The sequence below is a fragment of the Altericroceibacterium endophyticum genome, from assembly GCF_009827595.1.
GTDB lineage: Bacteria > Pseudomonadota > Alphaproteobacteria > Sphingomonadales > Sphingomonadaceae > Altericroceibacterium > Altericroceibacterium endophyticum.
Genome location: NZ_WTYT01000006.1, coordinates 105,294 through 126,586, shown reverse-complemented (window position 1 = coordinate 126,586; position 21,293 = coordinate 105,294). Strand labels below are relative to the sequence as shown.

The following is a 21,293-nucleotide window of genomic DNA, read 5'->3' as shown; positions in this document are numbered from 1 at the left end:
GAAAGCTGCGCGCTTCCGGGTCAGCGAAGGGCGATTGCCTGCGGCTGATCCAGCGTGGATAGCGCAAGGCGTGCGGCGCGGCGGGAATCCACCCAGCTGCCATCGGCCAGTTCCAGAGTGTAGCGCGTGTCGCTGGCAATGGCGGCGCGGTACATGGATGCCGCATCGGCGGTTCGCCCGGCGCGCGCATAGGCTGTGCCAAGATTGATCATCTGCGCGGGGTCATTGGTTGTCGCCACGCGTGCTTCAAGCTGGTCAATGGCGGCGGCCACATTGTCGCTGGCCAGTTCATTATAGGCCGCATCGAGTTCGCTCGATTGGGTCTGCTGATCAACAATCGCCTGCGTGGGTGAAAGAACGGCGAAGATTGCTGTTGCTGCAAGGATGCCAGACATCGTCACTCTCCTGTTTTATTATTTTGATGAAGGAGAGTTTCGGCCTGATGCCGTCAAACTGCAACAAAAATGAAACATAGTCATGAAAGTGTAACATTTGGAAATGCGACAAGGGCATGTCTTATTTGTCATATATTTCCGAGAGTTAAATATTTCCGAATAACCCATATCTGCAAAGAAACTGTCACTTCACGGTCCTAGCTGAAGCCCCGCGATACCCTTTTCGCGAAACTTGATTCTCAAGGTTGGGGGACACCTGCTGTGAAGACTATTACCCGCTCGCTGATCATCGGTTCTAGCATGCTGGCACTGGCCGCATGTGGACCAGAAGAAATTTCCTCGCCCGGCACGGGCGGTGACATCATCATCGAAAACCCGGCGCCGACACCTACGCCCGGCACGCCTACTCCGACACCGTCAGGCACTTATACGGCGGCTGCCAGCTGCCCCAGCATTTCGGGTGTGTCCGATGGCGGCATCATAAATGTTCCGGGCGGAACAGTTCGTAGCTGCGTTCTGCCAAGCACGTTCACGTCCAGCACGACCCTGTCCGATACGCCGGATGATGCGAAAGTCGTTTACGAGATTTCTGGCGCCGTCAATGTCGGTGACGATGCGGATGCTACTTATGAAAGTGGCGAAACGCCTGCAACCAATGTCACTCTGACGATTCAGCCGGGTGTGGTTCTGTTCGGCGGCACCGGTAACAGTTATCTGGTCGTAAACCGCGGCAACAAGATCAATGCGGTTGGTTCAGCCAATGATCCAATCATCTTCACCTCGCGCCAGAATATCCTTGGCAACACGAGCGATAGCGACGATGGCCAGTGGGGCGGTGTAATCCTGCTCGGACGCGCGCCGATCAGCGATTGCCCTAGCGGCACTCCAGGTACCGCAGATTGCGAAAACCAGATCGAAGGTGTGTCTTCAGGAGGCTTCTTCGGCGGCGGAACCGACAACGATAATTCCGGCGTGATGAAGTATTTTCAGATCCGCTATTCTGGCTTCGCAATTGCCAAGGATAACGAACTGCAGTCTCTCACAACCGGCGGTACCGGAACGGGCACTGAGGTGGATTACTTCCAGTCCTTCAACAGCTCGGATGACGGGATGGAGTTCTTCGGCGGCTACATGAATATGAAACACGCCGTCGTGGTCGGGGCGAGCGATGACTCGATCGATACGGACTTCGGTGTTCAGGCGAATATGCAATATGTCATCGCCGTGCAGCGTGCCAGCACTGGCAATGGCATCATCGAGGCAGACAGCAGCAGCAACCAGAATAACCCACCACGCCAGGATACACGCATTGCCAATGCGACGTTCCTTCAGCTGAGCGACACACCTGATGCGGCGGCATGGAAGTTCCGCGGCGGTGCTGACTTGTCACTCGCCAATGTCGTTCTGGAAGCCAAGGGCAACGAATGTATCGACATTGATCAGGTGGAAACCAATCAAACACGGGCAGATGCAGCGACCGGTTCGGGCGATGAAAACGGTCATCCCTTCTTCTCCGCTGTCTATATGCAATGCAGCACTCCTTTCACGGATGATTCAGATGTGAATGCGGCCGCTGTTGAAGCGTCATTCAAGGCCACCAGCAATGACGAGTTCAGTGGCGGTGTCGCGAGTGATGCGGCGTTTACGAGTACGCTGACCAATTTCGTTAACGGCACGAACGAATCCGCTGCCGTTAGCTGGAACCCAACCCCGTTCAACCGCAATGGCTTCACTTTTGACAATGTCGGTTATGTCGGCGCCGTCAGGGACGCCAATGATACGTGGTATCGCGGCTGGACCTGTGACAGCTCGATCGCCAATTTCGGTTCGGGCGTGAGTTGCTCCGCCTCGCCGTTCAACTGAGCCTGGCGAACAGAATGAAAAGGGGGGTGGCTGTTTATACGGCCACCCCCTGTTTCACTTGGAATTATCGGGGGACCTCATGAACCAGCCTTTCTGGCTTAGCGCCACTCTGCTTGCCACTACCGCTCTCGTCCTGCCTGGCACGGCCATGGCGCAGGATGGCGGAGCATCCTTGCCGCCGCAGCCCACAGAAGAGATTGCCGCTGACCCAACTGACGCGGAACCGGGCGGCGCGCAGCAGAATGAGCTGGGAAGCGCTCCTGACGTTTCTCTTGGCGGCGAAATCATCGTTACCGGACGCGTTCAGCGCGATGAAATCCGTAATTCGGCGCAGGTGCTGAATGTCTTGTCCACGGAAGACATCGCCCGCACGGGTGAGGGCGACATTGCCGGTGCGCTATCCCATGTCACGGGTCTGTCCGTGGTGGGTGATGGTTATGTCTATGTTCGCGGTCTGGGGGATCGCTATTCGCTGGCCATGCTCAACGGCTTGCCGCTTCCCAGCCCGGAACCGCTCAAGCGCGTTGTTCCGCTTGATATCTTTCCGACCAATGTGGTTGCTTCCTCGCTGGTTCAGAAAACCTACTCCGCCAATTACCCCGGCGAATTCGGCGGCGGGGTGATCAATCTCACCACCATTGCCATTCCCGATGAATCCTTCCTGACAGTGGGTGGCGGCATTAGCGGCAATACCGAGACTACGGGCCATTTCGGCTATAGCTACTACGGTGCAGGTTCCGACTGGACCGGGTTCGACAATTCCACCCGTGATGTGCCGCCCAATCTCAACGCTTTCTTCGCCAGTGGCAGGAAGCTATCTGAATTCGGGTCAGACACGGATGCAATCATTCCGGAACTGGTCAATCGTGATCTTTCGCTGACGCAGAAGCTGGATCAGGTGCCGGTCGATTGGTCTGCTTCCGTGACCGGCGGCACGTCCTTCTATGCTGGCGATGCTCTGATCGGTGTTATCGCGACGGCATCCTATAGCAATGAATGGCGCACCCGCGATATCTTGCAGCAAAGCGCTACTACCGGTGAGCTGGACACGATCCGGTATGACGGGCGCTCCATCAACACTGATAATAATATCAAGGTCAATGGACTGCTTGGTATCGGGGTTGAGCTTAATCGCCACAAATTCCGCTTCACCAATTTGTATATCCGCGACACGGTCAAGCAGACCCGGATGCGCGATTTCAATGATAGCGACACCGGGTTCGATTATTTCGAACAAAACACCGCATGGTATGAGCGGCAGCTGATCAATTCCCAATTTGTCGGTGAAATGCATTTTGGTGATTTGGGCATCGATTTGCGCGCGAGCTATGCCAACTCGCAGCGTGAGGCGCCGTTTGAAACCACGTTTCTCTACGCCAAGACGAATAAGGCCAACGATCCTTTTGGCGACATCTATCTCAACCGTCTCAACAATGGGGAAAGCGGTGCAGCCAACATTGCCTTCTCAGATCTGAATGAAGATCTGTGGGCAGGCGGGATCGATTTCAGCTATTTGCTGACGGATCGTCTGGGGGCGAGTGTTGGTTATGCCTACACGGATACGTCCCGCAAATCGGCACGCCGGGAATTTGCGATCACCGCGCCGCAATCTACGCCCACGGGCGTTTTTGCGCTGCGTCCGGACTTTCTGATCGGGTCCGCTCCGGTGAAATATTTCAACTATTCACTGACCGAGCTCACGGAAACCTCTCCGGGCTTCGCTGCTGGTCTTGAAGTGAATGCCGGTTACGCGAAGATCAATTGGGAGCCGATCGACTATGTAACGCTTGATCTCGGCGTTAGATATGAAACCGCAGATCAGACGGTTCGCAGCCTGAATGTCTTCGTTGAACCTCCGGTTGATCCCATTTCGCTGAATAGGAGCAATGATTACTTCCTGCCGGGCGGCACGATCACCTGGCAGCCGTCATCAGAGCTGCAGTTGCGGGCCAGCGCGTCCAAAACCATTGCGCGCCCGCAATTCCGCGAATTGCTGCCGGTGCTCTATTACGATCCCGAAACCAACCGCTCTTTCCGCGGCAATCCGCTGCTGGTTGACAGCAAATTGTTCAACGCGGAAGTGCGCGCCGAATATTACTTGGGCGGCGGTGAGCGGGTTACTATCGGTGGTTTCTACAAGAAAATCGATAACCCGATCGAAGTTTACATTCAGTTCGGCGCGAACGGAACCAGCGGTAACTTTGCCAATGCACCAGAAGCGCAGCTGTATGGGGTAGAGGTCGAAGGCATCAAATATTTCGATCTCTATGATTGGGGCGGAATGTTTCAGGGGCGCCGCCTGTTCACGATTGCCAATTACACATTCACCGATTCAAAGTTGAATGTCGGCGATGATGACAAGGTCGTTCGGTACGGGCTGGGCGAAACGGCTGCCAGTAATGTGTTTACCGACGGGACGCCGATGACCGGACAATCCGACCATCTGGCCAATCTGCAATTCGGCATGGAAAGCACGGACAAGTTGTCGCAGCAGACGATTTTGCTGAACTATGCCAGCAAGCGTGTGGTCGGTCGGGGCGATGGCACCTATCCCGATATTATCGAAGAGCCCGGCTTGCGGGTTGACTTTGTGTGGCGGGAAGGCATTGATTTGCTCGGTATAGACACAGAATGGAAGTTCGAAGCACGCAACATCTTTGGTCAGAATAATGAAGAATATCAGGCCAATGATGATTACCGCATCGACATCAACACATATGACCTTGGCACGAAACTGAGCCTGTCTGTTTCGGCCAACTTCTAAGAACCACCCACTAAGCCCGGCCGCCTCGCGCGGCCGGGTGCTTTTCCCTCGGCCCCAGCGCTAGGCCGCTGCTTTCAGCTGGCTGCTTGCTCAGGACGCCGAGCCTGAGCCGTCAGGGCACGCGAAAAACGGCGGCCTGTATGAACAGAACCACCGGTTCAACTCTCTCGCTACTGAAAATGAAATGGACTGCGGCGCTAACTCGCGTCGAGCACGTAGCCTTTGGCATGGACGGTTCGCAGAAGCGAGCCTGCGCCCGCATTTTTCAGACCGAAACGTAGCCGCTTGATCCACACGTCTACGGTGCGCAGATCCATCGGCTCGTCCTTCTTGCCCAAACCGTCAATCAATTCCTGCCGTGAAAGCACACGATTGGGATTTTCGACCATGAAGCGCAGCAAGCGGAATTCATTGGGCCGCAGCTGTATCGTATTGCCGCGCCATTTGGCCTGTTCCGCGCCCAGATCGATCCGGAAATCACTCAGTTCGAGTACCTGGGCTGACAATCGCGGCGTTTCGAGCGAATGGAGCGCCATCACCCGGTCCAGCATGGCGTGCCGGTCAGCCCGGCCCACCATGTAATCATCAGCGCCAGCCCGCAAGGCACGCCGGCGGTCCTCTGCATCATCCTGATCCAGAACCATGGTGATATGCGCCTGTGCGGTGCGGCTATTGGCGCGCAGTCGGCGGCACATTTCCAATCCGGACATTTCCGGCATCACCCAATCGAGGAAGATCCATAAGGGACCGTCGATCAGACCCGCCGGTCCATCTGGCCCGATGGCCGAGAAACAATAGCGGCAGCCGTCATGCTCGAAATCGTCAAAGGATTCGGCCGCATTGTCGGTTGAAAATATGGTCACGCGTTCCATGCGCACAAATCCCCTTTCTTTGAAGGCGAATGGCGCGTGGATGTGACTGGACTATGACTGTTTGCGAGATTTGGACGCAAAGATTAACGGATGGCTCTGCCGGGTTGCATCGGGCATCAATGGCAGGGGCAGCTGCGTGGGGCCGCTCCGGTCTGGGATCAGACCCGGTCAAACCGCCGCGAAACCCGAACGCAAATCGTGATCAGCGGCGGAACCAGTATCAGTGAGAGCAAAACCTTGGCGATCAATTGTCCCGGAATAAGATCACCCAGCGGCTCAATTCCGTAAAAGGCGATGGTGATGAAAATCAGCGTATCGACCGCCTGGCTGAGCATCCCGGCAATCGCGCCGCGCAGCCACACCATCGGACCGACCGAAGCGCGCAGGCGGGTGAACAGAAACACATTGAGCAATTGCGACGTTCCATAGGCAACAATGCCGGCAAACATCAATCGCGTCGATTGGTCGAGGATCAGCTCATACGCCATCCGGCTTTCCTCCGACCAGAAAGAGGCGCCGGGCAGGGCGATCACGATCTGGATCAGGGCCATCGCCACCAGAATCGGTATGAAGCCGAAGAGCACCAGCCGGTCTGCCGTGCTCTTGCCATATAATTCCGCAATCGCGCTGGAAATTACCACCAGCATGATGAAGGCGAAGATACCGCCTTCCACTGCAAAGGGCCCGAAAGCGACCAGTTTGTTGCCCAACACGGCCGCGATGCAGGCCATTCCGCCATACAGCAGCGAGAGCATGAAGAGCGGGAGCGGGATGATGGGAGGGGTCTGATGGTCGGTCATCAGGCACTGCTATTGCCATCTGTCGGAAAAGGAAAGTACGCCAATTCATTGTATTGTCGTTTGACCCCGCCTCTCTCATCGGTAATGGAAGGGGGTATCAGAATCGTAACATGCGGAACCAATGCCGCCTATCCTCGTAAATATCTGTGGGATCCTGGTGATCCTTGCCATGGCTTTTGCTATTTCCACCGCGCGGCGCAAGATTCGCCTGCGTGTGGTTGGTTCGGCATTTCTGCTTCAGGTTTTGATGGCGGCGCTCGTTTTGCGCACGCCGTGGGGCCAGGCCGTTATCCAGACCATGGCAAACGGCGTCGCGGCGCTCCTGTCCTATGCCGATAGCGGGACGCAGTTCCTGTTTGGCGACCCGGAAAACAATCCCCTTTCCAGCAGCTTCGCTCTTGGTGCGCTGCCCGTCATCGTGTTTTTCGCGTCGCTCGTGTCGATCCTCTATTACCTTGGTATCATGCAACGCGTGGTGAAATGGGTCGGCGGCCTGCTCGGTTGGCTGACCGGTATTTCAAAGGTCGAGGCACTGGGGGCTGCGGCCAATATCTTTGTCGGTCAGTCGGAAAGCCCGCTGGTCGTGCGGCCCTATCTCGCCGGACTGGCACCATCGCGGCTGTTCACGCTGATGACTGTGGGTATGGCGGGGGTCGCGGGCACGATTCTGGCGGCCTATGCCGGTTTGCTGGGGCGTGATTATCTGCCTTTCCTGCTGGCGGCGGCCTTCATGTCCGCGCCCGGCGGCATTCTGATGGCCAAGATCATCATGCCGGATGAGGATGAGCCTTCCTTGGCAGCGGAAGGCGCAACAGACTATGATTTGCCGCATTCGCGGATCAGCGGCGATGGCCCCGGCGCTTTGCAGGAAGGCCATCATGCCCCGCGTGAGGTGGAGGTCGCCGACGCGCTGGATGGTGATGACTTGCCTTCCAATGTGCTCGAAGCGGCAGCGCAAGGCGCTCAGACCGGGGTGAAGCTGGCCGTGGCTGTCGGCGCGATGCTGCTGGCTTTCGTGGCGCTGGTCGCCCTGGCCAATGGGCTGCTGGGCTGGTTTGGAGCGCAAATTGGTTATCCCGACCTCAGTTTTCAGCGGATTCTGGGCTTTGTCTTTGCTCCGGTGATGTATCTGATCGGGGTGCCGTGGAATGAAGCCGGTGTTGCTGGCGGCATGTTCGGCACCAAGGTCGTACTCAACGAATTCGTCGCATTTCTTGAACTTGGCCGGATGGGGCCGGAAGTGCTCGGTGCACGCAGCCGCGCGATTGTGACTTTCGCTTTGTGCGGCTTTGCCAATTTCAGTTCGATCGCCATTCAGATGGCTGTCACTGGCGGGTTGGCGCCCAATCAGCGGCCGGTTATCGCGCGGCTCGGCATTCGCGCTTTGGCGGCGGGGTCGCTTGCCAATCTGATGAGCGCGGCGCTGGCCGGATTGTTTCTCCCGTACTAAACCCTAGGTGTTAGCGATGAATGATATCGCCTCTGTCTCGCTTGAGCGTCCACTGGAAGATCTGGCCAATGAACTGGGCCATTCTTTTGAGGAATATGGCTTTGCCGTCATCCGCGACCATGGCATTCCTGCGGATCTCATCGCGCGTGCGGAAGAGAAATCGCGCGCTTTCTTCGCTTTGCCCGATGATGTGAAGCGCAGCTATCACATTGCCGGTATGGGCGGGGCACGCGGATACACGCCTTTCGGTGTCGAACGCGCCAAGGATGCTCAGGTCAATGATCTGAAGGAATTCTGGCATGTCGGGCGGACTTTGCCCGCTGGCGACCCGCTGGAAGAATTCATGCCCCCGAATGTCTGGCCGGATGAAATAGAGGGTTTCCGCGAGACGTTTTCATCTCTGTTCGACGCCTTTGAAACCAGTGGCCGCAAGCTGCTCTCTGCCATTGCTATTCATCTGGGGCTGGAGCGCAACTTCTTCGATGCAACGGTGGAAAATGGCAATTCGGTCATGCGTTTGCTGCATTATCCGCCCGTATCGGCTGAGGCCGAAGGGGCGATCCGCGCCGCGGCGCATGAGGATATCAACACCATCACCCTGCTGCTGGGCGCGGAGGAATCCGGTCTGCAGCTGCTCACACGCAAAGGCGAATGGTTGCCGGTCAAGCCGCCGGAGGGCGCGCTGGCGGTGAATATTGGCGATATGTTGCAGCGGCTGACCAATGGAAAATTGCGCTCAACAACGCACCGCGTCGTCAACCCCACGGGCGCAGCGGCACAGCGGTCACGCTATTCGATGCCGTTCTTCCTGCATTTCCGACCCGATTACATGATCGAGGCGCTGGAAACCTGTGTGGAGCCGGGGGCTGAGCCGCATGAGGCGCCGATCAGTGCCCATGATTATCTGATGCAACGCCTGCGTGAAATCAATCTCACCTGAGCTTAAGACTGTGCCGGGTCCGGAGTGCAAGGGCTCCGGTCCCGGCATTGGTGCCGCGCCTTAAACGAGCTTGGCTTCTTCCAGTTTGATCAGCCGCCAGAGGGTTGCCAATGTGGGCGCTGCGATGCCCCTGGCTTCCCCTGCTGTAACGATTGCGCCAGCGATGGAATCGACTTCGGTCCGCCGTCCGGCATGCAGATCCTGCAGCATGGATGGTTCATGATCGGCATGATCGCGCATGGATAATTCGGTCAGGTCATGAATGGACTGAACGTCCAGCTTAATGCCGCACCCTTGCGCCACCGCGGCGCCTTCTTCGACGGCCAGCGTAATCATCGCCCGGCTTTCCGCATGGGAACCCAGAAAACCAGGCGTGCGGCGGGTCAGGGCGCAAAGCGGGTTCATCGTCGCATTGAAAATGGCTTTGGACCAGATCGCCGCGTGGATTTGTGGGTCGAGCTCTGCGGGCAAGCCCCCTTCGCTCAGTGCATCGGCAACCTGTCCGGCAAAACCGGCATCGCCGCTGTCAAAGGCGGGGTAGAGCTTCGATCCGCCTTCTCCGAATGAGCGGACCGAACCGGGGCCGACAAGATCGGAGGGCAGGGTGCTGACGCCGACCAGCACGTTGGCCTGCGGTACATGCGCGGCCACAGCATCATCATTGCCCAGTCCGTTTTGCAGGGTCAGCACATGGGTTTGCGGGCCGATAATGGCCTTTACACCGCCAAGCGCGCTATCGGTGTGGAAGGTCTTGGTGAACAAGACGATCAGATCCACCGTCTCCTCCGCATCCTGCGGTTGCATGGCGGGCAGGGGCAGGTTTTCCTTGCCCCGGCGCGTTTCCAGCAGCAGTCCGTTGGTATTGATCGCATCAATATGTTCGCGATTAACATCGATCAGTGAGACAGTGTTCTTCGCGCGGTGGAAGGCTGCGGCATAGAGGCAGCCCATGGCTCCGGCACCGACAATAGCAATCTTCATTTTCAATCCTTGCCTTGCAGAAAGCCTGCTCCCAGCAGAAGCAGAAGTTTGACATCCATGGCTTTGCCCATGGCCCGTTGCTCCGCGCAAAAACGATTGAGGTCGCCGCGCTTTACCCGGTGCACGGTAATATTCTCACCATCCACTCCGCCGCCATTGCCGATGCGGTCAAGCTGGGTAGCCTTGAGTAGGGTAAAGCTCTCGCTCACCATGCCGGGAGAGGAGAAATATTCCCCCAGATTGTCCCATTGCTGCGCGCGGTAGCCGGTTTCTTCTTCCAGTTCTCGCGCTGCTGCGGCGAAGGCGCTTTCATCGGCCTCGCTTTCCAGGTCGCCGACCAGACCGGCGGGCAATTCCATGCAATTGCGGCCCAGCGGAACGCGGTATTGCTCCACCAGAATTACGTCATCGCCATCCAGCGCCAGTATGACAGCCGCGCGGATATTGCGCACACGGCTGACATATTCCCAGCGGCCACGCTTCTTTGCCGTGATCCAGTCTCCCGACCACATGATCTCTTCTGGCGCATCATGATCCGGCACGCTCACAGATGGATCAGCCGATCGGGCAATTCATTTTCATCATCATCCGCCCGGGGGAGATGTTCAGCCAGCACGTCGCCCACTTCGGAAACGGCCGCCGCCAGACCGTCGGCAATGCGACCTTCCTTCATATGGCCCAGCATCGCGCCCATCGCATCGCCCCATGTTTCGGGCGGCACCTTGGCCGCAATGGCCTCATCCGCCAGAATCTCTGCCCGATGTTCACGCATGGAGAGATAAATCAGGATGCCCGTGCGTCCTGACGTGAGGTTTTCGGCGCCCACACGGAACAGGTCGATCGCGCGATCCTGCACGCGGGCATCCTTCACCCGGCCGGGCACCATCGCAAAGCGCAGCGGCAGCCAGAGCTGCGCCAGCCATACGATCAGAAAGCTGAAAATCCCCACGCCTGCCGCCATGGCGAACAGGTCTGCGGGCAACCAGGCGGCATTCCAGGCATCGTGCAATCCGGCATACCAATCGAGCAGAAAAGCATGTTCGAAACTGAGAATGGTCAGCAGTGTCAGGCTGACAGCGGCGGCCCAGGCCAGCGCTATATCGCCATAGGTGTCGGACTGATCGGTGATGATGGTGACGATTTCGCCCGAGCTTTTCAGCTCGGCCTGAGCGACTGCCTCACGGACAATGGCGTGGTCTTGCTCGGTCAAGGTAACCATTACCAGCTCCCCCCGGCGCCGCCGCCATTGAAGCCGCCTCCGCCGCCGCCAAAGCCGCCGAAGCCGCCACCAAAACCTCCGCCGCTTCCCATGCCGCCGCCGAAGCCGCTATGGCCACCGGAATGGCGACCGAGTTCACTGGCGCCCCAGATCATGATCGGCAGTTCGGCACCGCCCAATCCGCCCCGTCTGCGATAGCGCCGACCGCGTCCGCCGCGTCCGAAGGCAAGCATGAACATGCCAATCATGAAGATCCAGAAGATCGCGCTGGCAATGGTCCCGCCATCTGCGTTGCCTGCCTTTTTCTTCGCAGCCGCTTCCGCTTCGGCAATGGCGGCAGCATCTGCCGGGTCCATGTTCAGCACCTGAATGATGCCGCTTACGCCGGCCATAATTCCGCCAGCCATGTCGCCCTGTTTGAAGCGGGGAACCACATCATTGCGGATGATGCGCCCGGCCATCACATCGGTCAGCGTGGTCTGTACGCCGCGCGCCGTGGTGATCCACAATTCGCGTTCCTTGGGGGCAATCAGGAACAGCACGCCCTGTTCAGTTTCTGCGCCGCCGATGCCCCAGTTTTCCGCCAATTGGCGGGTATAGGTATCGATGGGTTCACCGCCGAGGTCGGGCACGGTTGCGACAATAACAGCGCGGCCAGTCTGCGCATTATAGGCGCGCAATTGCTGGTCGAGTTGTTGCTCCTGCGCAGGCGCGAGGACATTGGCCGCATCCAGCACCGGCCCTTCAGGACGTGCCGGGAAGTCCTGAGCATGGGCCGGCAACGCGCTCAGCGCCAGCAGCAAAATTGCCAGCAGACAGAGGAGTGGTGCGGCAAAAGGCCGCGCGAAATGTTGGCGATCAATCACTATGCTGGCGATCAATTGGCTGCTGCGGGGGTATTCGCGGGCGCCGCTTCAGATCCGAAATCGAAATTCACATCCGGCGCGACCTGCGCCCCGGCTTCGGCAGCAAAAGGCTCCATCGGCTCTGCGCCATGGATCAGTTTGGCCCCGATGATTGAGGGGAATGTACGAATTTCAGTATTATAGTCTTGCACGGCTTCGTTATATTTCGTGCGGGCATTGTCGATCCGGTTTTCGCTGCCCTCGAGCTGGGTCATCAGATCGGCAAAGCGGGCCTGACTTTGCAGTTCGGGATAGTTTTCCACCACTGTACGCAGCTGGCCCAGAGCCTGGGTCAGCTGGTTCTGTGCGTCCTGAAAACGCTGAAATTCTGCGGGATCGGACAGATCATCCGTGGTGACATTGATGGATGTTGCGCGGGCGCGGGCATTGGTCACATTGGTGAGGATCTGCGTTTCGGACTTCGCTGCACCCTGCACTGTCGCCACAAGATTGGGCACCAGATCGGCCCGGCGCTGATAGGCGCTCTGTACATCGGCCCAGCGGGCCTTCGCTTCTTCCTGTGCGGTCGGGACCGAATTGATCCCGCAGGCTGCCAGCGACAGGCTGGCGAGCGCGAGGACGGCATAGCGCGCAAAGGTGGCAAAAGGTGATCGGGCCATGTTTACGGAAATCCTTCTGTCAGGACGGATGCCAAGGGGCATCTCCAAAGTGTGTTATTAAAATAGCACACATATCCCACCATTCAACCATTTGCGGCTGCTACTTGCGCTTGGCGGGAAGGGTGGCAAAGTGCTGTTTTACGGCAGGGTGAAGGCACGCATCAGGAATGTTTCAGGAATTCAAGAAATTCATCGCACGCGGCAATGTGCTCGACCTTGCCGTGGGTGTGATGATTGGCGCCGCATTCGGCAAAATCGTGACGTCGCTGACGCAGAGCATTCTGATGCCGCTGATCGGGTGGATTTTCGGCGATATCGATTTTTCCAACTGGTTTATCCTGCTGGGTGATGTGCCGGCTGATTATTCAGGTGATCCGACCAATTATGCGCAGCTGAAAGAAGCGGGCGCGACGATGATTGGCTATGGCGATTTTCTGACCCAGATGCTGGATTTCCTGATCATCGCCTTTGTCCTGTTCCTGCTCGTCAAAACCGTGAACCGCGTGCTGGATGAAATGCAGGAAAAGCAGAAGGAAACAGAGGACAGCTCGGCCTCCAATGAAGTGCCGACCGACCCGCAACTCGACGTGCTGAAGCAAATTCTGCATGAACTGAAAGAGGGCGGAAATACGCCAAAGGACTGAAGATCGCTGCAAACATCTTCACAATCACGGGATGCACCCCTATATGGGGATAGCCGGTTTAGGCCGGATATGGCGATAAAATGTGGTGTGCAATAGGCACAGCGGACCCGGGGGCAGTACCCGGCGGCTCCACCAGAATTCCCGGTTTTCCGGGTGTCCTGACGGGGCCGAACCAGGATCGACGTGTGTTGAAAGACATCGCTTTCGCCCGGGCTGAGTAACCCGTTCAAGGCTCAAAACACACAAGTGCCAACGATAACGAAGCACTCGCAATCGCTGCGTAATTTGACGTCCTAACGGACTGAATTTACAAAGCTAAAGCGCGGTTGGACCCACCGGGCAACAGAAGGGATACCAGGGGCCCGGGGTGAGCCTGGCAACAGAATCACCCCACTTTCCTCGCTAATGAGGAAGGACGATCGCACCGCGGTCATTCACCCCCAGACAAATATGCGTGAGCCTGGCAACAGGCGTGCCCCATTTTCCCCGCTATCGAGGAAGAGCCACCGCACTGCGGTCACTCACATCCGCTAAAACACACATGCGCGTGAGCTTTGCCAGCGCATGTGATGGCGCGGCAGAAGAGTAATTTGGGGCTGCGGAATATGCGGGTTGCCGGCGCGGGCGGCGGGTTACTCGTCCGCCGTCTCCGCGCGCTTTTCATGTCCGAGGCAGTCGAAAATCTTGGCGCCGGCCATGAAGACGGATCCCATGCAGGCGAGGAACAGCAATTTGCCACCCCAGCCGGGATACTGAGTCAAATAGTGACTACCCCGTTCAACCGCACCCAGGGCCAGCGCATAGATGATCATCATCGCTTCCCAGCGAGTCTTGATGATGAACAGGCGGCCCAGTTTGCGAACCATGCGTTTCCCTCATCTGGCGGGCCTGGCAGTTGATTACCCAGAGGCAAACAACGCAATTCCGATGATTCGAAAAGTTAACGGTTCGGTAACTATAGCGTGCTTGTTGCTTATGCCAATTCCGTTAGGCCGACTGTATCAATCAGGGATGATCTGGCTTGTTCGATCTGTGCGGCAATCTCCTTATCGCCAATCGCTGCCGGGGCAAGCGCCTCGGGCCAGCTTGTCGCGATGATTTCTGCCATCGCATCCGCCTTTTCGGACGTGAGAAGGAAGCGCGGATCAATGGTCGCGGGATCGGCTACGACCCTCAGCCGCAGACATGCAGGTCCGCCGCCATTGGCCATGCTTTGCCTCACATCCACCGGGATCACCTGACGAATGGGGCCATTGCCGGCCAGCATGGCTTCAAGCCATCCTCGGACCGGTGCACTGTCCCAGGCCTCGGTCGGGATGACCAAAGCCATTTCTCCGCCGGGTAGACTCAGCAATTGCGCATTGAAGAGATAGGACTTGATCGCCTCCGCAAGCGAGACGGCGCTGGCGGGGACTTCCACCAGTTCCAGCTCGGGAAACGCCTGACGGATTTCATCATAGGCAGCCTGTGGCTGGGCAAAGGCCTGCTCATGGCAGAACAGCACCTGTTCATTGGCCACGGCTACCACGTCATTATGAAAGGCACCGGCGGCAATGGCATCCGGGTTCTGTTCGATAAATACAGCGCGCTCGGCGCTCAAACCGTGGCGGCGGGCGATGATCCGGCTGGCCTGTTCATGTTGCCGCGCGGGGAAGGGGCCGCCGCTCCGGCCATAGACGAAGATTTCCACCCCGCTCGCGCCGTGTCTGGAACATAGCCGCATGTGATTGGCCGCGCCTTCATCCCCGAAGGAGGGCGGAACCGGCCCATGGACGGCGAAGTGGTCCTGATCGGCAAAAGCCAGTCGCAACTGGCGCAACGTATCGGGCCATTCATGCGCGCGGTGCGGCATCGTGACGAGATTCGCGACCGATAAATGGCACCGCCCATCGGTCGTGTCGGGCGCGGGGGATACAGTTGCCGCATTGGCCGTCCACATAGAAGAGGCGGACCATGCCCCGGCAATCAATCCGCGATCCGTACTCGCATCCGCTGACAGGGCATCGAGATAGGCGCGATTGGGACGCGGCAAGGGCAGGAAGAACCCCTGCACCAATCCGCGCTCCATATTGCCGCGCATTTTCTCCAGCCCCTGCAGCGCTGCAGCGCGCGGATGGGCGGTGTCACCCGCATGGCGCGTGGCGGCCAGATTGCCGAGGCTGAGACCGGCATAATTATGTGACGGACCGATCAGGCCATCGAAATTCACTTCCACAAGGCTCATCGCGCGATGCTCCATACCATGTCACCATCGGTGATATTCAGCGCTTTGGCGGTCATGGGGTCGACGCGGATGCTGTCATCTTCCAGCATCCGATTGCCATAGCAGCAGCGGAAAGAGGCCAGATGACCCGTGGCGATCAGGGCTTTCTCGCCCGTGCCTTCATCCAGAAGGCCGTCCAGCGACATCTCCACCGCATCGCGGATGGATCTGACCTGATCGGTTCGGGCGGTCATGCTCGGGCCGCCGTCGAAAATGTCGACATATTGATGATAGGCGAAGCCTTCATTCTCCAGCATCCGCATCGCCGCGCGGCCATTGGGGTGCGGCAGGCCGATCACCTTGCGCGCGCCATCCTCCAGCATGGAGATATAGACGGGATGCTTGGGCATCAGATCGGCAATGAACTGATTGCCATGAATGGCATTGAATTCGTCGGCTTCCTGAAAACTCATCCCGAAAAAGCGCCCGCCAATGGCATCCCAGAAGGGGGAACCGCCCTTTTCATCAATAATCCCGCGCAGTTCCGCCAGAATTTGGTCGCCAAAGCGCGGGCGATGCGCGGCGATGAACAAATAGCGGCTGCGTGCCAGCAACAGGCCAAGCCCGCCTGCCCGTTCGGAGGGGTGGAGAAACAGGCCGCCCACTTCGCTCGACCCTTCCAGATCATTGACGAGGCTGAGCATATCCGCGCGCATCGTGCGGTTCAGTTCCTTCGAATGCTGGGTCAGCGAGGTGATCCGATAGGAGTAAAACGGCCATTTCTGGCCCACCTGGGTGAATAGCTGTGATGTGCCGCGCACTTCCCCGGTTTCGGTATTCTCCAGAATCAGAACAAAGGTCTCATCTTCCAGCGTATCATCCGTGCGCTCAAAAGCCTTGGTCGAAAGGTCCAGCTTGGCCGTCAGGGAAGGGCGATCGGGCGGCAGATTGGTAAAACCGCCGCCAGTCAGTTTTGCCATTTCATACAGATGTTGCAGATCGTCGCGCGTGGCGGCGCGGATAATGAAGCTCATGCAAGGGCTCCTGAAGCCAGACGATGAAGAGTGATTGCGGACAGGGCCGCACGTTCGGAAAGCGAGGGAACGATCATGAATTCCTGCGGCGAGTGGATCTTGCCGCCGCGCACGCCCATTGTATCGATCACGGGCACACCGCAGGCGGCGACATTATTGCCGTCGCACACGCCGCCCGTATCCTGCCAGTCGATATTTTGTCCCAGCGCGGCGCCGACATCACGCACCAGTGCGAAGAGCTTTTCCGCCTGTGCATCCACGGGCTTGGGCGGGCGGCTGATCCCGCCATGGAGCGACAGGGACACGTCATGTTCGGTCTCTATCGCGGTGATCAGCTGCGCTAGTGTCTTTTCAAATTGCTCCGCTGCGGCGGTTGTCTTGGGGCGGATGTTGAAGCGTAAAACCGCGTGATCGGGCACGACATTATTGGCGCCGCCGCCATCGATCTTGGCAGGGTTGATGCTGATTGAGGCGTGCTGTGCCGCCTTCAGCCGCACGGCGAGGTCGGCTGCCGCGACAATGGCATTGCGCCCATCCTGCGGATTGCGTCCGGCATGTGCGGATTGGCCTGTAACGGTGACCGCGTAATTGCCGCTGCCGCCGCGGGCATGGGCCAGCGTGCCTTCCGGTCTGGCGGATGGTTCATAGGTCAGTGCGGCATATTTGCCCTGTGCCAGTTCGTGGATCAGCGCAGAGGAGGAAAGCGACCCGGTTTCCTCATCCGAATTGATCATCACGTCATAACCGATCTCGGCCGCGTGGGGGCTACGCTCGAAGGCTTTGAGGGCTTCGAGGATGACGGCGATGCCACCTTTCATATCTGCCGTACCGGGGCCGTTGATGGTGTCATCATCCAGCCAGGTGATCGATTGAAAGGGGTGATCGGGCGGATAGACCGTATCCATATGGCCAGTCAGCAAAAAGCGGCGCGGCGCATCGGGTCGCACGCGGCATACCAGATGCTGCCCATTCTCGCGCGGCACTTCCTGACCATCAGCGGCGATGGTGGTGACGGGGGCAGGATCGATCAGAGAGACTTCCCCCGGCAAGGCGGAAAATGCCGTGCTCAATTCCTCAGCCATGCGGGCAAGCCCCGGCAGATGGCCGGTGCCACTGTTGATATCAGCCCATAATTCCACTGCGGCCAGCATGCCCTGCTGGTCGATTTCGGTGATCAGGGCGCGTTCTTCATCGGTAAGCTGTTTCATCCGCAACGAGTCTAGCCCGGCTGCGCTCCGGCTCCAAGCCTGCTTTTGCGAAATGGGGCCGGGAACAGGGAGATAGCCCGGCAGAAACGCAGCGCGCGATCAGGACAGGCTTCGGGCAAGCGCGACGAATTCATCAATGCTGAGCGTTTCTGCGCGTCGCTGAGGATCAATGTCGAGAGCGGGCAGGGCCTCGACAGCGCCGGGCAGGGCTTTCAGGCTCTGGCGAAGCATCTTGCGGCGCTGCCCGAAGGCGGCCTCTGTCACACGTTCCAGCATCCGGGCCGAAACCCCTTCGGGCATGGTGGCCGGTTCTACATGGACCATGGCGCTCATCACCTTCGGCGGCGGGGTGAAGGCGCTGCGATGCACCTTCATCGCCAGTCTGGCGGAGCTGCGCCACTGCGCCAGCACGGCCAGCCGGCCAAATGTGCTACCGCCCGGCTGTGCGACAATGCGCTGTGCCACTTCCTGCTGAAACATCAGCGTCAGCGATGTCCAGCGCGGCGGCCATGCCTGACCGGAAAGCCATTGAGTGAATAGGGCTGTGCCGACATTATAGGGCAGATTGGCAACCACGGCATAAGGCTGATCAAACAGATCATCGCCACGGATTTTCAGCGCGTCACCTTCAATCACGCGCAGCTGGCCAGGGAATGCGTCGCTCAGATCGGCCAGAACGGGCAGGCAGCGGGCATCGCGTTCAATGGCGGTCACTTGCGCCCCGGCGCGCAGCAGTGCGCGCGTCAGCCCGCCGGGGCCGGGGCCGACCTCCAGAACATTGCGTCCGGTCAGATCGCCGGGGATGGCGGCAATCCGGTCCAGCAAGTGCTCGTCGAACAGGAAATTCTGCCCCAGAGCCTTGGATGCGCTCAGCCCGTGGGCGGCGATCACTTCGCGTAAAGGAGGGAGGCTCATACGCTGGCTGCCTGTTTGGCCGAAATCCGGCGCGCAGCTGCTTCGCCCGCCATGCGGATGGCGGCGATGGTTGCGCCCGGATCGGCTTCGCCCTTTCCGGCAATAGCAAAGGCGGTGCCGTGGTCCGGGGATGTGCGGATGATGGGCAGGCCAAGCGTCATATTCACGCCCTTGTCGAAATCCAGCGCTTTCAGCGGGACCAGTGCCTGATCATGATACATTGCGATGGCGACATCATAGGTGGTGCGGGCGCGTGGGGCGAAGAGCGAATCCGCCGGATGCGGCCCGGTCGCGTCGATACCTTCGCTGCGCAACTGCGCAATGGCCGGGCCAATGATGCGCTGTTCCTCATCACCCATGCGGCCATTTTCGCCAGCATGGGGATTGAGCGCGGCAATGGCGATGCGCGGCGCGTCCAGTCCGAAATCCTGCTGCAGAGCTTTCGCCGTGATGCGGGTGCGGGCGCAGATCAGATCAATAGTCAGAAGTTCCGGCACATCACGCAGCGCGCAATGCACGGTCATCGGCACGGTTCTTAAAGTCGGGCCTGCCAGCATCATCACCGCATCTGCCGCAGCAACGCCGCTTTTATGCGCAACGAATTCGGTCTGGCCGGGAAAGCTGAACCCTATTTCAGCCAGCAGCGACTTGGCAATCGGCCCCGTGACCACTCCAGCGGCCTGTCCGGCCACTGCCAGCTGCGCCGCTTGGTCCAAGGACCACAGTGCCAGCCGCGCGCCTTCGGCATCGGGCTCTCCCGGGCGATAGAGGCCATCTGGTCCCTTCAATACCGGCAGAGCGTGGGGGAAAGCGGCGGCGGCCTCCGCCGGATCGTCAATCTCGGCAATCGGAATATCCAGCCCGCGGCTGCGGGCGGCGGCCATCAGCAATTCGGCGCCGCCCACGGCAAAGAAGGGAGGTAGCCCTTCTGCCGATCGCGCGGCCCAGGCCGCCGCAATCAGTTCAGGGCCGATTCCCGCCGGATCACCCAGCGATAGCGCCAGCGGGGGAAAGGATGTGTCCGCCACCCGAATGCGCCCGTCGGTCTCAGTTATATTCGATCACGGCATCACGGCGAAGATCGCGCAAGTAACGCTGAGCGCGCTTATTGACGCGTTCATCCTCGATCTGAGCCATCAGCTGATCGTAATTTGGGCCAGCCTCCACGGCGGGATCATCGCGGCCGCACAGCATGAGAACCCGGATACCCTCTTCCAGCGATCCGAAGGGCGGCGTGGCCTGACCAACGCTGAGTTCCAGCAAGGGGGCCTGCAATGCCTCTGGCAGACTGCGCACGGCAATCTGATCATTATTCACCACCGTGGCACCAATTTTCGCAGCCTCTGCATCGGCCGTGCCGCAGCCTTTCATTTTCTGAACGGCTTTGGTGAACATGTCGACCTGCTGCTTGGCCTTGGCCTGCGATGTACCGGCCGGAAAATCCATGGAAATCTGTTTCAGGCTGAGCAAGGCATCACGCGGATCGGCCATGCCGACCTGTCGTTTGTCGATCATGTAAAGAATGGAATAACCGCCGGGGATTTCGATCGGCCCGACAAGCTGGCCAGGCGACATTTCACGCGCGACATTCTCCAGCGTGGAGTTTTGCAACTGAGCCAGACGGATCCAGCCCAGATCACCGCCGACCGCCGCCGTGGATGCTTCGGAATATTGCCGAGCATAGCCAACGAAGCTGCCGCCTTTTTGAAGCTGTTCGACGATCTGTTTCGCATTGGCTTGCACCTGTGCGCGGTTGGCAGGTGTCGCGGCCAGATAGATTTCGCCAAGGCGATATTCCGCTGTCCCGCGTGACGCCTCCAGACGATCATACAGATCGCGCACTTCCTCTGTCGACACATTGACGAAAGGCTGGACATTGCGCTGCAGCAGACGGTTCCATGAAAGCTCGCCCTTGATTTGCCGCTTCAGCGATGCGGGGGAGGAGCCGATGGAGGTGAGATAGGTCTTCATCTCATCGATCGTGCGGTTAAAGCGCTGCGTCGCCAGGCGGTTATACGTCTGGTCCACTTCCGCATCGGTCACTTCCATTTCAAGAGCATTGGCTTCTTGAATCTGGAGGGTTTCATCAATCAGGTTGCGCAGCACCTGCCGCCGCAGGCGTTGCTGTTCCTCGGGTGATATCTGCTGTTCATTGGCGGCCAGAATCAGGGCCAGACGCTGTTCCACATCGGTGCCGGTCAGGACCGCGCCATTCACCACGGCGGTTGCGCGGCGGACATTGGGGTTGGAGTCCCCCAGCATTTGAATATTTTCGGGCAGGTTCAGGATATTGCTGTCATTACCGCCCTGTTGCTGCGCCTGCGCTGCGCTGGCGCACAGGCCGGCTAGCATGGCAACACGCCCGAATTTCCAGATCCGCTTGGCCATCATCTACCTAGTATTCCCTGTCATCGGCGCAAACCCGTCGCGCCACTTATGCCGGCATCATTCGCAAAATCGGGCTTAACCGTTGCTGAGCA

At 58.8% G+C, this 21,293-nt stretch carries 20 protein-coding genes and 1 other RNA gene; 6 read left to right on the top strand and 15 right to left on the bottom strand.

Annotated features, from left to right (window positions below; translation table 11 throughout):
* Positions 1-20 precede the first annotated feature (20 nt).
* Positions 21-395 (bottom strand): hypothetical protein, encoded by a 375-nt coding sequence (locus GRI91_RS13635; RefSeq protein WP_160737245.1) that lies wholly within the window; start codon positions 393-395, stop codon positions 21-23.
* Positions 396-656: 261 nt separating this feature from the next.
* Here GRI91_RS13635 and GRI91_RS13630 point away from each other — a divergent pair, with 261 nt between their 5' ends.
* Both GRI91_RS13630 and GRI91_RS13625 read left to right on the top strand, forming a co-directional pair.
* Complete coding sequence (locus GRI91_RS13630) at positions 657-2,258, top strand: hypothetical protein (RefSeq protein WP_337190376.1); 1,602 nt, start codon at positions 657-659, stop codon at positions 2,256-2,258.
* A 79-nt stretch (positions 2,259-2,337) separates the two neighbouring features.
* The gene (locus tag GRI91_RS13625; RefSeq protein ID WP_160737244.1) at positions 2,338-5,022 is read left to right on the top strand and encodes a TonB-dependent receptor domain-containing protein; all 2,685 of its coding nucleotides are present in this window, start codon (positions 2,338-2,340) and stop codon (positions 5,020-5,022) included.
* A gap of 197 nt (positions 5,023-5,219) precedes the next feature.
* Here the strand turns inward: GRI91_RS13625 and GRI91_RS13620 are convergent, their stop codons facing one another.
* Entirely contained in the window at positions 5,220-5,894 is a 675-nt protein-coding gene (locus tag GRI91_RS13620; protein ID WP_160737243.1) for a response regulator transcription factor, read from the bottom strand.
* Positions 5,895-6,052: 158 nt separating this feature from the next.
* Positions 6,053-6,694, bottom strand: a complete 642-nt coding sequence (locus GRI91_RS13615; protein WP_160737242.1) for a queuosine precursor transporter — start codon at positions 6,692-6,694, stop codon at positions 6,053-6,055.
* A 121-nt stretch (positions 6,695-6,815) separates the two neighbouring features.
* Between GRI91_RS13615 and GRI91_RS13610 the strand changes: the two genes are divergently transcribed.
* Positions 6,816-8,144 (top strand): NupC/NupG family nucleoside CNT transporter, encoded by a 1,329-nt coding sequence (locus tag GRI91_RS13610; protein WP_160737241.1) that lies wholly within the window; start codon positions 6,816-6,818, stop codon positions 8,142-8,144.
* A gap of 16 nt (positions 8,145-8,160) precedes the next feature.
* Positions 8,161-9,084 carry an isopenicillin N synthase family dioxygenase gene (locus tag GRI91_RS13605; protein WP_160737240.1) on the top strand — a complete coding sequence of 308 codons (924 nt, stop codon included), beginning with the start codon at positions 8,161-8,163 and terminating at the stop codon, positions 9,082-9,084.
* 60 nt (positions 9,085-9,144) lie between these two features.
* Here GRI91_RS13605 and GRI91_RS13600 read toward each other — a convergent pair whose 3' ends face one another.
* From GRI91_RS13600 to GRI91_RS13580, 5 genes are read right to left on the bottom strand one after another with little or no spacing between them, the layout of a single operon-like run.
* A complete protein-coding gene (locus GRI91_RS13600; RefSeq protein WP_160737239.1) occupies positions 9,145-10,065 on the bottom strand; it encodes a ketopantoate reductase family protein in 921 nt (306 codons plus the stop codon).
* A 2-nt stretch (positions 10,066-10,067) separates the two neighbouring features.
* On the bottom strand, positions 10,068-10,613 hold the full coding sequence (locus GRI91_RS13595; RefSeq protein ID WP_337190375.1) for an NUDIX hydrolase: 546 nt from the start codon (positions 10,611-10,613) through the stop codon (positions 10,068-10,070).
* Entirely contained in the window at positions 10,610-11,284 is a 675-nt protein-coding gene (locus GRI91_RS13590; protein WP_202385596.1) for a TPM domain-containing protein, read from the bottom strand. The genes GRI91_RS13595 and GRI91_RS13590 overlap by 4 nt, the downstream gene beginning before the upstream one ends.
* Positions 11,284-12,165: a TPM domain-containing protein gene (locus tag GRI91_RS13585; RefSeq protein WP_237437901.1), complete on the bottom strand. Its 882-nt coding sequence runs from the start codon at positions 12,163-12,165 to the stop codon at positions 11,284-11,286. Before GRI91_RS13585 ends, GRI91_RS13590 begins: the two co-directional genes overlap by 1 nt.
* On the bottom strand, positions 12,162-12,809 hold the full coding sequence (locus GRI91_RS13580; protein WP_160737238.1) for a LemA family protein: 648 nt from the start codon (positions 12,807-12,809) through the stop codon (positions 12,162-12,164). Before GRI91_RS13580 ends, GRI91_RS13585 begins: the two co-directional genes overlap by 4 nt.
* Before the next feature lie 167 nt (positions 12,810-12,976).
* On the opposite strand from GRI91_RS13580, the gene mscL reads away from it, so the two are divergent.
* Both mscL and ssrA read left to right on the top strand, forming a co-directional pair.
* Positions 12,977-13,453: a large conductance mechanosensitive channel protein MscL gene (mscL, locus tag GRI91_RS13575; RefSeq protein ID WP_160737237.1), complete on the top strand. Its 477-nt coding sequence runs from the start codon at positions 12,977-12,979 to the stop codon at positions 13,451-13,453.
* Between the two features lie 13 nt (positions 13,454-13,466).
* Positions 13,467-13,810, top strand: a transfer-messenger RNA (tmRNA) gene (gene ssrA / locus GRI91_RS13570).
* A 275-nt stretch (positions 13,811-14,085) separates the two neighbouring features.
* On the opposite strand, the gene GRI91_RS13565 is transcribed toward ssrA, so the two are convergent.
* The 7 genes from GRI91_RS13565 to GRI91_RS13535 all read right to left on the bottom strand — a co-directional run bounded on the left by GRI91_RS13565 (position 14,086) and on the right by GRI91_RS13535 (position 21,204).
* Entirely contained in the window at positions 14,086-14,319 is a 234-nt protein-coding gene (locus tag GRI91_RS13565; protein WP_160737236.1) for a hypothetical protein, read from the bottom strand.
* Positions 14,320-14,426: 107 nt separating this feature from the next.
* On the bottom strand, positions 14,427-15,677 hold the full coding sequence (locus tag GRI91_RS13560; RefSeq protein WP_160737235.1) for an N-succinylarginine dihydrolase: 1,251 nt from the start codon (positions 15,675-15,677) through the stop codon (positions 14,427-14,429).
* On the bottom strand, positions 15,674-16,690 hold the full coding sequence (locus GRI91_RS13555) for an arginine N-succinyltransferase (protein WP_160737234.1): 1,017 nt from the start codon (positions 16,688-16,690) through the stop codon (positions 15,674-15,676). Before GRI91_RS13555 ends, GRI91_RS13560 begins: the two co-directional genes overlap by 4 nt.
* Entirely contained in the window at positions 16,687-17,898 is a 1,212-nt protein-coding gene (locus tag GRI91_RS13550) for a hydrolase (RefSeq protein ID WP_160737233.1), read from the bottom strand. The genes GRI91_RS13555 and GRI91_RS13550 overlap by 4 nt, the downstream gene beginning before the upstream one ends.
* Positions 17,899-17,997: 99 nt before the next feature.
* On the bottom strand, positions 17,998-18,813 hold the full coding sequence (gene rsmA, locus GRI91_RS13545; RefSeq protein ID WP_160737232.1) for a 16S rRNA (adenine(1518)-N(6)/adenine(1519)-N(6))-dimethyltransferase RsmA: 816 nt from the start codon (positions 18,811-18,813) through the stop codon (positions 17,998-18,000).
* On the bottom strand, positions 18,810-19,841 hold the full coding sequence (gene pdxA / locus GRI91_RS13540; protein ID WP_160737231.1) for a 4-hydroxythreonine-4-phosphate dehydrogenase PdxA: 1,032 nt from the start codon (positions 19,839-19,841) through the stop codon (positions 18,810-18,812). Before pdxA ends, rsmA begins: the two co-directional genes overlap by 4 nt.
* A 19-nt stretch (positions 19,842-19,860) precedes the next feature.
* Entirely contained in the window at positions 19,861-21,204 is a 1,344-nt protein-coding gene (locus GRI91_RS13535; RefSeq protein ID WP_160737230.1) for a peptidylprolyl isomerase, read from the bottom strand.
* Positions 21,205-21,293 lie beyond the last annotated feature (89 nt).

What these genes read in the sequence shown, in the direction of transcription:
- GRI91_RS13560 (WP_160737235.1), bottom strand. Translation starts at nt 15,677, where the DNA reads ATGAGCCTTGTGGAAGTGAATTTCGATGGCCTGATCGGTCCGTCACAT.
- rsmA (WP_160737232.1), bottom strand. Translation starts at nt 18,813, where the DNA reads ATGAGCCTCCCTCCTTTACGCGAAGTGATCGCCGCCCACGGGCTGAGC.
- GRI91_RS13620 (WP_160737243.1), bottom strand. Translation starts at nt 5,894, where the DNA reads ATGGAACGCGTGACCATATTTTCAACCGACAATGCGGCCGAATCCTTT.
- GRI91_RS13600 (WP_160737239.1), bottom strand. Translation starts at nt 10,065, where the DNA reads ATGAAGATTGCTATTGTCGGTGCCGGAGCCATGGGCTGCCTCTATGCC.
- GRI91_RS13535 (WP_160737230.1), bottom strand. Translation starts at nt 21,204, where the DNA reads ATGATGGCCAAGCGGATCTGGAAATTCGGGCGTGTTGCCATGCTAGCC.
- GRI91_RS13635 (WP_160737245.1), bottom strand. Translation starts at nt 395, where the DNA reads ATGTCTGGCATCCTTGCAGCAACAGCAATCTTCGCCGTTCTTTCACCC.
- GRI91_RS13610 (WP_160737241.1), top strand. Translation starts at nt 6,816, where the DNA reads ATGCCGCCTATCCTCGTAAATATCTGTGGGATCCTGGTGATCCTTGCC.
- GRI91_RS13580 (WP_160737238.1), bottom strand. Translation starts at nt 12,809, where the DNA reads ATGGCCCGATCACCTTTTGCCACCTTTGCGCGCTATGCCGTCCTCGCG.
- GRI91_RS13615 (WP_160737242.1), bottom strand. Translation starts at nt 6,694, where the DNA reads ATGACCGACCATCAGACCCCTCCCATCATCCCGCTCCCGCTCTTCATG.
- GRI91_RS13565 (WP_160737236.1), bottom strand. Translation starts at nt 14,319, where the DNA reads ATGGTTCGCAAACTGGGCCGCCTGTTCATCATCAAGACTCGCTGGGAA.
- mscL (WP_160737237.1), top strand. Translation starts at nt 12,977, where the DNA reads ATGTTTCAGGAATTCAAGAAATTCATCGCACGCGGCAATGTGCTCGAC.
- GRI91_RS13605 (WP_160737240.1), top strand. Translation starts at nt 8,161, where the DNA reads ATGAATGATATCGCCTCTGTCTCGCTTGAGCGTCCACTGGAAGATCTG.
- GRI91_RS13625 (WP_160737244.1), top strand. Translation starts at nt 2,338, where the DNA reads ATGAACCAGCCTTTCTGGCTTAGCGCCACTCTGCTTGCCACTACCGCT.
- GRI91_RS13555 (WP_160737234.1), bottom strand. Translation starts at nt 16,690, where the DNA reads ATGAGCTTCATTATCCGCGCCGCCACGCGCGACGATCTGCAACATCTG.
- GRI91_RS13590 (WP_202385596.1), bottom strand. Translation starts at nt 11,284, where the DNA reads ATGGTTACCTTGACCGAGCAAGACCACGCCATTGTCCGTGAGGCAGTC.
- GRI91_RS13550 (WP_160737233.1), bottom strand. Translation starts at nt 17,898, where the DNA reads ATGAAACAGCTTACCGATGAAGAACGCGCCCTGATCACCGAAATCGAC.